Origin of the sequence: Larkinella punicea (assembly GCF_003334855.1) — a bacterium.
GTDB classification, from domain to species: domain Bacteria; phylum Bacteroidota; class Bacteroidia; order Cytophagales; family Spirosomataceae; genus Larkinella; species Larkinella punicea.
This window is the reverse complement of sequence record NZ_QOWE01000010.1, coordinates 174,699-189,080: the sequence shown is the minus strand read 5'-3', so window position 1 is coordinate 189,080 and position 14,382 is coordinate 174,699. Positions and strand designations below refer to the sequence as shown.

Genomic DNA, 14,382 nt, shown 5'->3' with positions numbered 1-14,382 from the left:
GTTATGGAATACATTGCAGAACGGATTACGATCGACCCCGATTTGTGTAACGGAAAACCAACCATCCGGGGGAAAAGGATTGCCGTACAGACTATTCTGGAATTTCTGGGTGCGGGCGAAAGTGCCGAAGAAATTCTATACCAATACCCCTCACTGGAACCGGATGATATCACAGCTTGCGTACGATTTGCCGCTGAGTTAATGAACCGGCACTATACGATTCGCCCGCTACAGGCTGCCTGAGGATATGCCGACGTATTTGCTCGATGTCAATCATCCCTATTATTTTTCGCTTTGGAGGAACGAATTATATACCCATCAGAGAGATATTGACGACGAAATGTCAGACACTGAAATTTGGGAATATGCTAAAACCAATTCGTTGACAATTATTACGAAGGATACTGATTTTTTCAATCGTATTTTATTCAAAGAACCGCCACCACGTATTATTTGGATTGGTTTTGGGAACCTTAAAATGCGCCATTTCCATGAACGTATTATGGCCTGTTGGCCTGCTGTTTGTGAATTAAGCAAACAAAATAAGTTGGTTAAGGTATATCTGGACAGACTTGAGGCCATTCAATAGCTGGCAACATTCACAATTTATGCACTACGGAGATACAGTAAAACACGCAGATGCGAGCGTCAACAACGGCCATACATTGACGGTTTCGAGCCTGAATGAAGAAGAAACGCAGATCCTCTGCCGACTGGATGACGATTCGGAAGAATGGTTCGATGTCAATGACCTGACCATTGTTGACGAGTTTGACGATAGCTTTATTTGAAAGAGAATAGGTGAATGTAAAATTTTAACGGGGACGCCCTTTGGGTTTGAGAACTGGTAAGAAACCAAGATTACCAACGCATGGAATACTCCATTGCGCAGACGTTTATTCAAGAATTAATTCTTTTTTCAGAAACGAGTTTGGGTGCGTCGTTAGCCAAAGGGCAGGTTGAAGCGTTGTCAATGTACCATCCGTTGAAAATAACGAAATCGTTAATGCCTGGTTCAGCAGGTGGTTTTTAAGCGGGAAGTAAAAGGTCACATTGCCATCGACCGTATCGATGTGTTCCCAGTTGTTGTACGGAAACGAAGGGCTCCGATCGTTGGGAGCGATCACCTCATTTCCGAAACGAATGGCTGCAAACAACCCCTCAGTTTTGTAATTTCCTGGTACGGCCAGGGCCAGATAGCTGCCTGAATCGGCCTCCGCGATTGAAAAAGAATGCGCCCAGGCCAGCTTCGCTTCTTTCTCTTTTTCGAATAAATTGCTGGCTTTCCACGAGCGGGCTGGAAGTTTCCGGCCCTGATAAAACCCTTCGATTTCCCGAACCGACAGCGGAGCATTGGCAATTTTTACATACCGATAAGATCCACCCCCCGGAACTGTCAGGTGCAAATCGTCCCCGGTTCGTTTCACCGTTGCCGACTGCCAGCGAACCAGATCATTGGAAAAAGCAACGGAACCGGGTTGGTAGTCAGCGGGAATCCGGCGGAGAACAAGTTGATCGATTCGCGTCGGATTTTGCAAATCGATCCGCAGCGCACCGGGTTGGATGACACCTTTTGTGTAGGTACTGGCGTAGGCGTTAAAGGCCGTACCAGTATCGCCATCAAAGGCGTAACGATCCCACGAACCGGTTTGAACAAAGGTCGTATCGTTGAAAAAAGCGTCGCGGGCAGCCTGGACTTCCGGGTGTTGCGTTTTTCCCGCACGCGCCAGACTGCGTACTTCCAGCGCATTGTTGTCGTTGGCAAAACACATTGTTTCGTACATCGACGGATACGAGGACGGCACCGGTATTGGCGAAAGCGTGCCAATGAAGCGATGGGAAGCCGCCTTTTGCATCTTTCCGGGAAATGACACCTTCATTTCTGAACCAACAGCGTTGGTGGTTTTTCCATGCAGCGTCGCTTTGGTGAACGCACGGTTTCCGGCCTTGATCCGGACGGTATGCGTTGTCCCCGGTTTCCCCAGTAGCTGCATCACCAGTGGTTTGCCGGGTTGGTCATTGATGATTTTATATTCGATTCCGGTGACCGAAAAATCGGTATCCTCGGCGGTTATCATGAACAAAGCCGACCGAAACGGTTGAACCTCGACCGGCACCGGTTTGCCGTACTCGAAAACGCCAATGACTTTTTCGGTGGGATGAATCTGTTTGACGGTGTAACGTGGTGCTGGTTCCAAGCCGATGGAACGGTCACACGGGATGGCACGAGTTTCACTGGTCCAGCCCAGATTTCGTAACGTAATAAACCGCGTGGTGGCATTTCCGCGGGAAACCGCCTTGTAACCGTAATCTGTTTCGGGTAACGGCATGGCTTGCGTAAGAATAGACCGGTATTGCCGGTGCAGGTTGTAGATGCGGGCCAGCGTTGGAAATTCGTCGTCGCGCAACAGCCACGGATTGCCGTAAATCTCCGGCGCCATGATCAGGCTGCGGTTAAAAGCCTGCAGAATGAGGTCGTCTTCCCAGAAATCAAGCGCGGAGGAAAGGCAAATACCGTGGTCTTCGGTCAGGCGCAGCAGGTTGGGCGGGTACGCCCGTTTCATGTTCCCCTGCCGGTGATGAATGGCCGTCGCATCATTGAAATTATTGACATCGATGTAGGTTTCCTTGCCTTCCCACAAAAAGGTCGTGGTATATTTTTTAGCCGCTTCACTCAGTGAAATGCGGTGGTTCAGTACGATCAGATCGGGCGAATACTGCCGGGCTTTTTGCATCGCCTGAATGAAGTACGGTTCTTTTTCAGGACGTAAATCGCTGCAACAGGCGTCCATTTTGAAGATTTTGAACCGGTAGTCCCGGCAAAGATTGGCGAGCAGATCCACGCGCTGTTGAGCCTCCTGGGGCGTGTTGCCGTATCCGTCGGGACCAATCCACAAGCCCAGGCGCGTTCCGATGCTGTCGGCGCGTTGGGCAATGGTCCTGAAGCCGTTGGGAAACGCTTTTCGGAACCAGGGCGAGTTCAGGTTGCCATACGCCATTTCTTTCGGCGTCGACGAGCAGTTTGGCCCGTTGTCGAACACGCCCGCGTCGAGCAGAAACACGTCGAGTTGCATCCCATACTGCCGCTTCATCCAGCCGAAGAAGTCAAGGTTTCGCAGGGTTTTATGCTCGTTGGAGCCATTCCAATTCCGGTTGATCCAGTCGAAATACATGGCCATCGAAGGTGTTTTTTCGTCGGCTCCGGGATAAACGGGTTGGTCGGTCTGGGCGTAAACGGAGGTGAACGTAAAAAAGGCAAGCAGGCAGCGGATCAGGCGGGTCATTGGAAATAGGGTTTCGAACGGAATTATTTCTTTCGCAATCGGATTACGTAACCGCCCCCCGGTGCCAGGTGGACTGGTAGCACGGTATTTTTGGTGACGGTTTTTGTCGATAATTTATAATCGGAAGCGTAACGGTCAGCATTCACACCGTCTTCGCAAATGGTGGCTTCGTAGGTTCCCATATCCAGAAAATCTAGGGGGAACGTCAGATCCCGAGCCGTTGAATCCGTCATTGCGCCCACGAACCAATCCTGATTTTTTTTACGAGCCGTCACGAGGTAGTCGCCCAGGCGGGCGTCCAGCACCCGGGTCGTATCCCAGGTTGTCGGAATGCTGCCCATCAATTCCATAAAAGCCGGTTCGGTCAGGCCCTGTGATGGATTGCCGGAGAAAAACTGAATCGGACTTTCGTAGACGATAAACATTGCTAATTGCTGGCAACGCGTGGTCATTGACATCACGTTTTCGCCAATGGGCCGGAAGGTCCTGGGCGTCGCATTCGCGAGCAAACCCGGTTCGTAATCCATCGGCCCGCTGAGCATCCGGATGAACGGCAGCAACAGATTGTGGTCGGGCGAGGGTTTGTCGCTCCAGATGTTGAACTCCGAACCCAATACCGCTTCGCGGGCTATGGCGTGCGGGTAGGTGCGGTTGAAACCGGCGGGTTTGTAAGCCCCGTGAAACATAATCATGAGCTTATGCCGCGCGCAGGCTTCGGCCATTTTCTGGATCAGGCGGACGGTTTTCTGGTCGTCGCGATCGAAGAAATCCGTCATGATGAAATCAATCCCCCAGCGGTTGAATTGCTCCAGGGCGGGTTCTAATTGACGGTCGAGGGTCATCGCCAGGGTCCACATGCTGACGCCGATGCCTTGCTTTTTGGCATGGGCCATGATGTCGTCCATGTTAATTTCCGGCCGGATTTTGAACAAATCCTGCGTATCACTCCAGCCCGCGTCCATCATAATCCGCTCGAAACCAAATCGTTTGGCGAAGTCGATGTAAAACTTATAGGTCTCGGTGTTGATGCCGCTTTTGAAGGGCACATTGAACAGATTCGAGGAAATAATCCATTCGTCGGTCGCTTTTCCCGGTTTTACCCACGAAACGTCGGCCACACGCGAAGGTGACGCCAGCCGGTACACCAGATCATTGCCGGGTAAATCTTTATCACTTGGGGCCACGATCAGCACGCGCCAGGGAAACCTTCGTGTTCCGGCGGTTTTGGCGATGAAGTCGGCCCGTTTGGTCACGTACTTTTGGGAATATTCACCACCCGTTACGGCTTCGTCCAACGGATAGGGTGCAAAATCGCCCTGCAAAGCCTGGGAACCGGTTCCGGTCAAAAACATCCCCGGATAATCTTCCAGATCGGATTCGGTAATGGCGATTTTGGGCGTGGTCGTCGGCGCCACCAAAACCGGCGTAAAAAACAGGTTCCGGCTGGTCAGACTATCCAGCGGTTTGACGGTATACGTTTCTTCAAAACTGGTGTGGTAACGATCCTGGTCTGGCCGTTTGACAACTTCCGGAAAATACAGGCGGTGGTTTTCGGGAAACTGAAACCGGGCCGTTTCGCTTTTTACGATAATACTGTCTTTCAACGTCGATGTGATTTGGTAGGCAATTCCGTCGTTGTACGCCCGAAAAACCAAGCCAAACGAATTGCGGAGGTCAACCGTCAGTTCCTGATAGACATCCGGGATGATTCTCCTTTTTTCCGGAATGGGCGAAACGATCGTCCCTCGGTTCTGTCGGTTTGTAAACCTCGGATTTCCGGAGCGGGCTGACAGCTTTTTTCCATCCTGCAAAACCAGATCGATTTCGGATGGTGCGACAATCAGCCGGTTCTGGTAGTAAACCTGGTATGTGATCGTGGAGGCCAGGTTGAGAACCACTTTCAGCGATCGGTCGGGGGAGTTAAATTCGCGGATAATCGCATTTTGGGCGAAGCAGGCTTCGAAAAACCAGCAATAGAAAAAGCCAACCAGAAAAAAACTTACCAGCGTACGTTTCATGGGATGAAAGAAAAGCCCCTTTGAACAAGCCAGCCGCCGAAAGGTTTCGGCCTGCTCAAAGGCGGTTTACTAGTGGTGTGGATCAAATCAATAGCCCGGATTTTGTGCCGTTACACCCCCTGAACCCAGAGCGGTATTTCGGTCAATTTCGGATTGGGGAATCGGCAATAACTCGTGTTTATTGGCCTGAAAATAGGGAATGGGTTCTCCGCCCAGCAACGCCAGTTTGCCAGCCGCCCGCCAACGCAGCAGGTCGCGGTTCCGTACCTGCTCTCCCGCCAGTTCCACCCGCTTCTCGTGCATGACGGCCTTCAGGATTTCATCCTTGGTATTGCACGGAAACTTCGTATTCGGATACGTCGGCAAACCGGCGGTTTTTAGCTCGGCACGGTTTCGGATGTCGTTCAGTCGGGCGATGGCGGCCTGGGCCGTACCGGTTTCGTTCTCGCACTCGGCCAGCATCAGCAGCACTTCGGCGTAGCGAATCCGGCGGTTCATGGCGCTGGTGACGTTACCGGGCGTTGGATTCTTGTAACTCAGGGTGTATTTTTTCCAGGATTCCTGGGTCATCACGCCCCCGGCCCACTGATCGCCGACTTCATAAATCGTCGTTTTTTTGCGCGGATCGCCGGGTTCAAATTCGCTTTTGAGTCCCGGCGAAGGGAGAACGATCCCGTTGCCGGTGTTCATGTCGTATTGCCGGGTTCCGTTGGTCGATTCGCGGTATTGGCCCTGGGCGTAGTCGTCGCCTTCGTCTTCAGCCGCCGAGGGCGAAGGTGCAAAAACGTACTCGAAAACCGACTCTTTGTTGAATTCGGTTTCTTCCTGAAAATTCTCCGTGCTGGTCGGAGAAAGCGCGTACAAACCCGAACTTCGAACCTTTTCGAGCACGGTTTTGGCGTTGGCGTAATCGTTCATCTGCATATACGCCCGGCCCAGCAGGGTGTTGGCCGCTCCGCTGGTGGCTCGGCCGTTATCGGCCGCTTCGTAGGTTGGGGGCAGGGTGGCTGCCGCGTCTTTCAAATCCTGAATGGCCGCTTCATAAACGGCTTTCTGCGTCGAACGGGGCACAAAACCGCCAAAATCGGTCACGGGTTTCGTTATCAAAGGAACCCCGCCCCACAGGCTGGCGAGTTCAAAATACGCCAATCCCCGCAGAAACCTGGCTTCGGCCACTACCCGGTTTTTGATCTGACCCGACGGATCATCCGGGTCGCTGGTAACGGTATTGTTAATCACCACGTTGCAGCGGTGAATCACAATGTAAAAGCCTTTCCAAACCCGTTCGGTGTAGGCGTTGTTGACGCCCAGCGTCCCGCGCAGAATCTCGCCCCGATCGTCGGCCAGGGTCGTGCCCACAAAATCATCCGACCGCAGGTCGTGCAGCCAGATGTAGGCGTTACCGACTAAATAACTGCCGTTCAGGGTGGTGTAGGCCCCATTGACGCCCTTTAGCAATTCAGCGCTGGATTTAAAATACGTTTCCGCCGTGACCGCGTTCGGATTGACCTTGTCCAGGCTATTTTCACAACTGCTCAGCCCGATAAACCAGCCGATCAGTCCGATGAGTAGTGTCTGTTTTTTCATGGAAGTGATGTCGTTGGAAGTTAAAAACCGATTTGCAACCCCAGTGAGAAGGAACGGGCGGCCGGATACTGTCCGTAGTCGATGCCGTTGGTCAGGTTACCCGCACCCCGGTTACTGCCGATCTTCATCCCGATTTCCGGGTCGTAGCCCAGGTCGTAGCCGGTAAACGTGAGCAAATTCTGCGAGGCCACGTAGATCCGAAATTTCGAAATCGCTCCGTTCGTTTTGGCCGCGAGGATATCCGCCGGTAATTCGTAACCGATGTTGATGTTTTTCAACCGCAGGTACGACGCATCCTGCAACCAGCGAGTCGATACCCGGGAATTGTCGTTCGGGTCGCTCCACTTGATGCGCGGATTGGTCGTGCTCGGATTCTCTTTCGTCCACGCATTTTCGTAGGCCGAAAGACTCCCTCCCAACGGCCAGCGGAAGGCCCCGGCATACACCCCAATCCCACTGTAGATTTCACCCCCCTGCACCCCCTGAAACAGAATCGACAAGTCGAAATGCTTGTAGGAAGCCGTCAGGTTCATTCCATACGTAAAGTTGGGCAGGAAGGAACCGATCACTTTGCGATCTTTGTCGTCCACAAAACCGTCACCGTTCAGGTCGCGAAACCGCACATCGCCGGGGGCCGTGGCCTGGTTTTGGTAATAGGCCGTTGCATTGCCGGTTTTCGAACGGGCGGCCGCATTGTCGGCATCGACCTCAGCCTGAGTCTGATAAATCCGGTCCAAATCCCAGCCGTAGAACGACTGAATCGGATCGCCCGCGACGGTTCGGGTCACGGGAACGCCCCAGCTTGAGAAGTAATTGCCATCGCCCCCGAATATGGCCCCGCTCGGCGAATCGAGCCGCAGGACTTTGTTGCGTACCCGGCTGATGTTCCCGCTGATGCCCCAGCTAAATTCCCGTTTGCGGGGTGCGCGGTAACCCAATTGCAATTCCCAGCCTTTGTTCTGCATTTTCCCGATGTTGACGTCCGTAAACTGCACGTAGCCGAACGAGGGCGGGGTGGGCGCTTTCAGAATCAGGTTGTCGGTCACCCGGTCGAAATACTCGACGGTGAGCGAAACCGTGTTGTTGAATAAACTGGCATCCAGCCCGACGTTGAACTGGTTCGTTTTTTCCCACTCCAGGTTCTGGTTGGCCAGTTTGTTGTAAAAAGCCGTATTGACAACCGGGTTGTTGTTGAACGGATACGACGAATTGTAAATCAGCGATTGCCAGGGATAGTTGCTCAGTGCCGACGGATTCAGGCCCGTGACGCCGTAACTGGCCCGCAGTTTCAGGTCGGAGAAAACCGCTGCTTTCCGGAAGAAAGGCTCGTCACCCACGTTCCAGCCGATGGAAGCCGCCGGGAAGTTGGCGTATTTGTTGCGCGGTGCCCAGACCGACGAACCGTCGCGCCGGATGCTGGCATTCAGGATGTATTTTCCCTTGTAGGCGTACCCGACCCGGGCGACATACGACAGCAGCATGTTCTCCTCGATGGTGTTGAGTGCGCTGACATTTGTAGCCCCATTGAGCGTTTTAATGGCCGGGTTCGATTGCTTTCCGGTCATCAGTTCGGTGCGAATATTGGTTTTTTGACCTTCAAAAACGACGACTGCGTTCAGATGGTGAGCTGACGAAAACGTCTTGTCGTAGGTCAGTTGTTCCGAAAACAGGAGGGATGAATAGGCGTTCCGGTTGTTGGTGATGCTGGAAAGCCCATCGTTGGTTTTGAAGATATTCTGTCCGTCGTTGACCATATAACTCTGATCGATACCGTCTTCCAGCCCGTTGGCGTAGTCCACCCCGAAGGTGCTCCGGAATTTCAGCGATTCCAGCAGTTTCACATCCAGGAAGGCGCTGCCCAGAATCTTGACGGTTTTCCGCTTGAAGACAATGTTTTCAATGTCGGCAATCAGGTTCGGAAACGGGTGTCCGTCGATCGCGTCGCCCCCGGCTTTGATCCAGATACCGGTGTTCGGGTCTTTAACCGGCAAGTGCGGTAGCGCAAATTGCAGCAACGAAAGGGGCGTGCCCTGATCGCCGGTCTGGCCGTCGGCGTTGTTGTAAAGTTGCGAGGTGTAGGCTACCAACAGATTCTGCCCGAACGTAAACCGGGAACCCAAGTCGTGCGTCGAATTGACCCGAAAGTTATACCGCTCAAAACCGACGCCTTTGAGAATGCCGTCCTGTTTCATATACCCCGCCGAGCTGTAAAACGTCGATGTTTTGCTTCCGCCCGAAACCGACACATTGTTGTTCGTCAGAAAACCGGTTTTAAAGTACAAATCCTGCCAGTTGGTGTTGGTCTGGCCGTAAGTTTGCGTCGCGCCCGGATACGGGTATTTGTTCATTTCGGTGGGCGTATAGCGACTTGGTCGGGCCGGAGCATTTTCGAGGTTATCGCCCGAATACATGCTGTCCATGAAACGGTTGCGTTGGCCGGTATTCATCGGGTCGAGCAGCCGCCAGGCCGATTCGACGCCCGCGTACGAATCGAGGCTGACCCGAAGTTTGCTGTCTTTCTGGCCTTTTTTGGTGGTCAGCAGAATCACGCCGTTGGTGGCCCGTGACCCGTAAATAGCCGCAGCACTGGCGTCTTTCAGGACTTCCACCGATTCGACATCCTTGTTATCGAAACTCGCCAGATTCGTCGTTGGAAAACCGTCAACCACATACAGCGGATCGGTCGAAAAACTCACCGAACTAACCCCCCGGATGCGGATATTGGGGGAGGTTCCCGGCGAACTGACGTTGGTGACGGTTAGCCCCGGCACGCGGCCCTGCAAGGCCTGCCCGACTTCAGCCACCGGCAACTCGTTCAATTCTTTGGTATTGACTTTGGAAATGGCACTTGTTACTTCCCGCTTCGTCTGGGTACCGTAACCGACTACCACCACTTCATTCAACGACCGGGAGCCGGGCACGAGCTGAACCGTCACGTTGGTTTGATTGCCCGCGACAACCTCCCTGGTTTCGTAGCCCAGAAACGAGAAAACCAGCGTGGCCGATGGGTTGGGGACCTGGATTCGGAACTGCCCACGGGCGTCGGTCACTGTGCCCTGGGTCGTGTTTTTCACCAGCACGCTGACGCCCGGCAAGCCATCGCCCTTTTCATCGGTTACCTTTCCGGTAACGGTATTATCCGTCTGTTTTTTCTCAAGGGGAGCCGTATTTTCAGGCAAAAAACCGGTTTCAATGCGATCCAGGATAATCTGTCGGCCCGATAACTCGTATTTAATCCGCAGCGGCCGGAACAGTTTTTCCAGCGTTTCCTGCATGGTGCTGTTCGTCACGATCAGCGTCACCGGCTGGTTGACGTCGATCACCCGGGAACTGTAGACGAATTTCACCGTCGTTTTTTTTTCCAGCAGTTGCAGAACGTCTTTAAACTTCCGGTCAACGATTTTCAGGCTCACGACCTGATCCAGCACGTTCTGCGCCCGGATGATGTGGGCCGAAGCGAGGTTGATGCACAGTCCCAGCAGGAGGAGTTGGTACAGGGTTAGTTTGAGCATTTTGGTACACCAATGCTGAAGTTGTAGTTTCTTCTTCATACTTTTGATTGTTAAAATCCAGATATTTTGACAATACAAATCCGGCTCATCCGGCACGATGAGTTGGGATTTATCAGGGCGTTGAAACGGCACTTTCAACGCCCTTCTTCAATGCGGCACGCTACTTCATAAGGGTTTAAGAATAAGGGTTTAGGATAGACAAAGGGTTATGAATGAATGGGTTAGTTGCAGCCTTTTCCGGTTACAACGACTTCGCCGTTCACGATCTCGTAGTGTGCCCGAATGGCCCGGCACGTCAGTTTCAGTTTTTCGTACAGCGGTTCATCCGTGAGGGAGGCCGTCACCGGGCAATTTCCAAGCAGGGCCTGGTCGTAAGCAATTCGAATGTTATACGTCTTTTCCAGTTGGCTAAAAATCTGGCTGACCGGCGTTTCATCGTATTCAAAAACCATTTCCTGAATGGTTCCGGACTGCGAAGAAGCAACCGGAGTCACGGTATGCTTCACCAGCCGGGTTTCCATCGGATTGGCGTCTTTGGAAAAAACCACCTCTTGTCCGGGATTCAGAATTAGCCCTTCCAGTTGAGGGGTTTGGGCGTGTTGGGCGGCTTTCGGGCTTTTAGCTTCATACACGGACACCTTTCCGGTTTTAACGGTAACCTGTATACGTTTGTCATTGGGGAAAGCCATTACATTAAAGCTTGTCCCCAGTACCTTCGTAACGATTTCGTTGGCAAATACGTAGAGAGGACGATTGGGATCTTTGGCAATTTCGAAGAACGCTTCGCCCGACAGGTAAATTTCCCGGACGTTCCGGCTGAAATACGCAGGATAGGAGAGTTTGCTGCCTTTTTTCAGTAAGACGGAACTTCCATCCGGAAGAACAATCAAACGGGTTGGTTTGGTCTGGTTCTCCACTTCGACCAGATCGTATTTTTCGGTAGCCTGCTTCACCAATTGGGCGTATCCGGCTTTGTTTCCGCGTTCATGCATCACAAAGTACCAGCTTCCCAAGCTGACCAAACCGGCCACAAAGGCGGCTGCCCAGTACCACCTGGCAAACAGGGGACGACTAACGGTTTGAGTCGGTTCATCGGCCTCGATGCGGTCGAAGACCGACTGTTTTAACACCGCGATTTCTGATTCGGGAACAACGGGTACCGGTAGGAGGTTAGCAACCAAAACCAGTTGGCGGGCGATTTCGACATCGTTGCGCTTGAAGGGATAAACCTCCAGCCAGTTTTGCCAGAAAGTTTCGGCTTCCAGGTCGGTCGACAGAACCCAATGGATGAAAAAGTCGTCCGTTGCAAATTCCTCCGGTGTATACTGCAAATAGTCGCTCATTGATACTTAGTCAGGAAATAATTATCCTATTTTAAGTACAGAGAGCCTATTTTCAGTTTACTACCAAAGCAGAAGTCATAATTTTCGAAAATAAATTTAAAACAGCAGGTACAAAAAGAGAAGATGGACGAGGTGCTTGCGCAGCTTCAGCAGGGCATTTTGCAGGGTATTGGCAACGGTTTGTTCCTTCAGGTCAAGCAGCGTAGCGATCTGGCGGATTTTCAGGCCGGTGTAGTATTTCAGCGAAACGACCTCGTATTCCCGTTTTGATAAGGTCTGTAGCCCGTTGGAAATCCGGGCCTGTTGCTGGTCCCCCGTTTCCGACTCCATCCACTGGGTTTCGGCGGAGTCCTCCGCCGGACTGGTCATTTCGGCTTCGGCCCAATCGGAGGATAGATGCTGTCGGTCTTTCAACAGTTTGAGCAGGGTTCTTCGCAGGCAGCTATACAGATAAAACCGGACTTCGACGGTTGGGGAAAGCGTTTCGCGGTAAGCCCAAAGATCGACAAAGACATCCTGAACGGCGTCTTTCGTCAAGGCCATATCCTGGCAAAAACGGTAGCCATACGTCAGCAAATCGCGCACATAGGCATCGAACAATTTTCCCAGTGCGTTGCGGTCACTGGCGCGTAAAGCCGTCCAGAGAAGCAAATCCTCTTCCGTCCGTTTTTCGCTGTGGGTCTTTCGATGCATAGATCTGCTAAATTCGTACAATTTTAACGCATTTTATTTATAAAAACTAGTTCGGTTTTGCAGGCTTGAAAAAGAAAGCATCTGTATGGCGCACCACATTTGGACCCCACCTTCCGTGTAACCATTGCTCAATGTACCATAGGCGTTGCGCCGGATCTTTAACCTTGTGTAGCAAAATGAACCGTTATTATTTTACATTCCGTTCATAGATACATAAACGGATTTTTGGAATCGATGTACGTGATCTTCATTCCGGGCAGTTTCGGTTGCAGCCAGGGCACCAGCCACTGCATACCCGGTGCCTCGCTCATGATGTGCCCCAAAATACCGAGGGAGAGTTTCTGGCCCTGCTGGCGCGCATCCCGGACATATTCGGCGGTTTCCCACTCGCTGATTTCCCCGCACAGAATCACATCCGGTTTGTCCTGCTGAATCGCCAGGATGTGGCTTCGGCCACCCGACGCACCCGGCATGAGCAAAATCCGCCGACACGACTGCGCCGGATCACCCACCACCCGCATCATCGCGATGCCCAGTTTCTCCTTCGCGTGGGTAATAATCTGCTTCAACGGCAGGGGCGCGGGAAGGGTGATGATCCGCGGATTCGTTGAATCCATGTATTTCTCCCAGCCGAGGGCCGTCACCACACCCATCCGGATGCCGTCGGGGCGGTGCGAATGCCAGTAGTCGTGAAACCGCCAGACGGCAATGCCGTGTTTCGCCAGCAGATCATGCTTCCGCTTGAACACCTCGTCTTTGTCTAGCCAGTCGGTTTCGTCGGCGTGGTTGTAAAATGTCGGTTCGTGAACGATGATAAAGTTGGCTCCCAGCCGGGCGGTTTGCTCGATGACGTCCATGGTGGCAAACATCGTGGAAACGATGCCGGTCACTTTCTGATCCGCCGTGCCGGATTTCAGCGTATCGACGGTTTTCGGAAACGGAGCGTTCGGAATGGTTTTCAGAATGAGGTCCATCACCTGACCCACCGTAACGGGTTCGGCGGGTTGCCAAAAGGCGGCTGTGGGGGTGATTCCCGGTAGGGTCAACAGTAGTGATGCTTTGGTGAGCGTGTCGACAAATTCGCGTCGTCCTGGTTTTTCCGGGGTCATCATGGCTTCGGTTGTTTTTTGAACGCTTCGATCATTTTTTGCCGTTGGGCCGGGGTCATGTTCTGGAAGCCCGCCGGGTCGAATGCCGCCCCTTTTTTGTAGTCTTTCGGAATGTCGAACAGCGAAGCCGACACCGGTTTGGTGTCATAGCGAACCAGATCCATCGTCATGCCCGCGTTTTTCATGCGCACGAAAAAACCGTCAGCACCGCTCTTTTTTAGTTCGGTATAGAGATTCTCTCCGCCAAAATCCTGGTTGGAACGCCAGTACGACAGCAGTTTTTCGTAGCCCGGAATGTCTTTGCTGGTCCAGATTTCCATAGAGCCTTTATCAAACGTGACCAGCGCGTGGGTGCAGTTCAGGTTCTGAATTTTCTCTTTTCCGACCACCTTGACCGTAGCCTTCATGGCCGGGGTGTTTTTCGACGGATTGGGGCGGTTTTCCGTGTACGTCTTGCTCGACTCGTTCAGCATGTAGGTCACGTTGGGCGTTTTCGCCAACATCAGGATCGTCTGTTTCATCGGTTTTGCTGCGCCCGGAAACGGAATGCTGACGTCGGTCCGGACGTTGCCGTTGGAAAAATACATCGTGCTGGTGGTCGTTCGGGACTGAGCGCCCTGCGACATGGTCATTTTGTATTCGACGGTTCCCTGTTGCGCCCAAACGAAAGCAGGCAGCAGGAGGGTGGTCAGTAGACTAAGGATTTTTTTCATGGGTAAGGAAGTTGTGCCACGGCAAGCTTAACCAAAATTGCGGACATTTCGGGCGAATGCGCCATAAAAAATACCCCACTTTGCAGCGGGGCATTTCGGATGTTTAGGTTAAGAAAGACGGTT

General features: G+C 52.6%; 11 protein-coding genes. 3 read left to right on the top strand and 8 right to left on the bottom strand.

The genetic code is table 11. From position 1 onward, the window contains the following. The first annotated feature begins 3 nt into the window (after window positions 1-3). Genes DUE52_RS14095 through DUE52_RS32090 form a run of 3 tightly spaced genes read left to right on the top strand, consistent with a single transcriptional unit; the run spans window position 4 to window position 791 of the window. Window positions 4-243, top strand: a complete 240-nt coding sequence (locus DUE52_RS14095; RefSeq protein WP_114406651.1) for a DUF433 domain-containing protein — start codon at window positions 4-6, stop codon at window positions 241-243. Between the two features lie 4 nt (window positions 244-247). Beyond that, complete coding sequence (locus DUE52_RS14090) at window positions 248-589, top strand: DUF5615 family PIN-like protein (RefSeq protein WP_114406650.1); 342 nt, start codon at window positions 248-250, stop codon at window positions 587-589. A gap of 19 nt (window positions 590-608) precedes the next feature. Continuing rightward, the gene (locus DUE52_RS32090) at window positions 609-791 is read left to right on the top strand and encodes a hypothetical protein (protein WP_133299838.1); all 183 of its coding nucleotides are present in this window, start codon (window positions 609-611) and stop codon (window positions 789-791) included. Window positions 792-896: 105 nt separating this feature from the next. On the opposite strand, the gene DUE52_RS14085 is transcribed toward DUE52_RS32090, so the two are convergent. From DUE52_RS14085 to DUE52_RS14050, 8 genes are all read right to left on the bottom strand, one after another. Next, entirely contained in the window at window positions 897-3,284 is a 2,388-nt protein-coding gene (locus tag DUE52_RS14085; RefSeq protein ID WP_114406649.1) for a hypothetical protein, read from the bottom strand. A gap of 23 nt (window positions 3,285-3,307) precedes the next feature. Beyond that, complete coding sequence (locus DUE52_RS14080; protein ID WP_114406648.1) at window positions 3,308-5,302, bottom strand: glycoside hydrolase family 97 protein; 1,995 nt, start codon at window positions 5,300-5,302, stop codon at window positions 3,308-3,310. Between the two features lie 87 nt (window positions 5,303-5,389). After that, window positions 5,390-6,889: a RagB/SusD family nutrient uptake outer membrane protein gene (locus tag DUE52_RS14075; RefSeq protein WP_114406647.1), complete on the bottom strand. Its 1,500-nt coding sequence runs from the start codon at window positions 6,887-6,889 to the stop codon at window positions 5,390-5,392. Window positions 6,890-6,909: 20 nt separating this feature from the next. Further along, the gene (locus DUE52_RS14070) at window positions 6,910-10,440 is read right to left on the bottom strand and encodes a TonB-dependent receptor (RefSeq protein WP_133299837.1); all 3,531 of its coding nucleotides are present in this window, start codon (window positions 10,438-10,440) and stop codon (window positions 6,910-6,912) included. Window positions 10,441-10,622: 182 nt separating this feature from the next. Then, window positions 10,623-11,744: a FecR family protein gene (locus tag DUE52_RS14065; RefSeq protein ID WP_114406645.1), complete on the bottom strand. Its 1,122-nt coding sequence runs from the start codon at window positions 11,742-11,744 to the stop codon at window positions 10,623-10,625. 96 nt (window positions 11,745-11,840) lie between these two features. Further along, window positions 11,841-12,437 carry an RNA polymerase sigma factor gene (locus DUE52_RS14060; protein WP_114406644.1) on the bottom strand — a complete coding sequence of 199 codons (597 nt, stop codon included), beginning with the start codon at window positions 12,435-12,437 and terminating at the stop codon, window positions 11,841-11,843. Window positions 12,438-12,640: 203 nt separating this feature from the next. Then, the gene (locus DUE52_RS14055; protein ID WP_229312166.1) at window positions 12,641-13,549 is read right to left on the bottom strand and encodes a Nif3-like dinuclear metal center hexameric protein; all 909 of its coding nucleotides are present in this window, start codon (window positions 13,547-13,549) and stop codon (window positions 12,641-12,643) included. Continuing rightward, the gene (locus DUE52_RS14050; RefSeq protein ID WP_114406643.1) at window positions 13,546-14,259 is read right to left on the bottom strand and encodes a DUF4412 domain-containing protein; all 714 of its coding nucleotides are present in this window, start codon (window positions 14,257-14,259) and stop codon (window positions 13,546-13,548) included. Before DUE52_RS14050 ends, DUE52_RS14055 begins: the two co-directional genes overlap by 4 nt. Window positions 14,260-14,382: the final 123 nt, after the last annotated feature.

Excerpts from the sequence above, each read along its gene's own strand:
- DUE52_RS14095 (WP_114406651.1), top strand. The coding sequence starts at position 4 with ATGGAATACATTGCAGAACGGATTACGATCGACCCCGATTTGTGTAAC.
- DUE52_RS14090 (WP_114406650.1), top strand. The coding sequence starts at position 248 with ATGCCGACGTATTTGCTCGATGTCAATCATCCCTATTATTTTTCGCTT.
- DUE52_RS32090 (WP_133299838.1), top strand. The coding sequence starts at position 609 with ATGCACTACGGAGATACAGTAAAACACGCAGATGCGAGCGTCAACAAC.
- DUE52_RS14085 (WP_114406649.1), bottom strand. The coding sequence starts at position 3,284 with ATGACCCGCCTGATCCGCTGCCTGCTTGCCTTTTTTACGTTCACCTCC.
- DUE52_RS14080 (WP_114406648.1), bottom strand. The coding sequence starts at position 5,302 with ATGAAACGTACGCTGGTAAGTTTTTTTCTGGTTGGCTTTTTCTATTGC.
- DUE52_RS14075 (WP_114406647.1), bottom strand. The coding sequence starts at position 6,889 with ATGAAAAAACAGACACTACTCATCGGACTGATCGGCTGGTTTATCGGG.
- DUE52_RS14070 (WP_133299837.1), bottom strand. The coding sequence starts at position 10,440 with ATGAAGAAGAAACTACAACTTCAGCATTGGTGTACCAAAATGCTCAAA.
- DUE52_RS14065 (WP_114406645.1), bottom strand. The coding sequence starts at position 11,744 with ATGAGCGACTATTTGCAGTATACACCGGAGGAATTTGCAACGGACGAC.
- DUE52_RS14060 (WP_114406644.1), bottom strand. The coding sequence starts at position 12,437 with ATGCATCGAAAGACCCACAGCGAAAAACGGACGGAAGAGGATTTGCTT.
- DUE52_RS14055 (WP_229312166.1), bottom strand. The coding sequence starts at position 13,549 with ATGATGACCCCGGAAAAACCAGGACGACGCGAATTTGTCGACACGCTC.
- DUE52_RS14050 (WP_114406643.1), bottom strand. The coding sequence starts at position 14,259 with ATGAAAAAAATCCTTAGTCTACTGACCACCCTCCTGCTGCCTGCTTTC.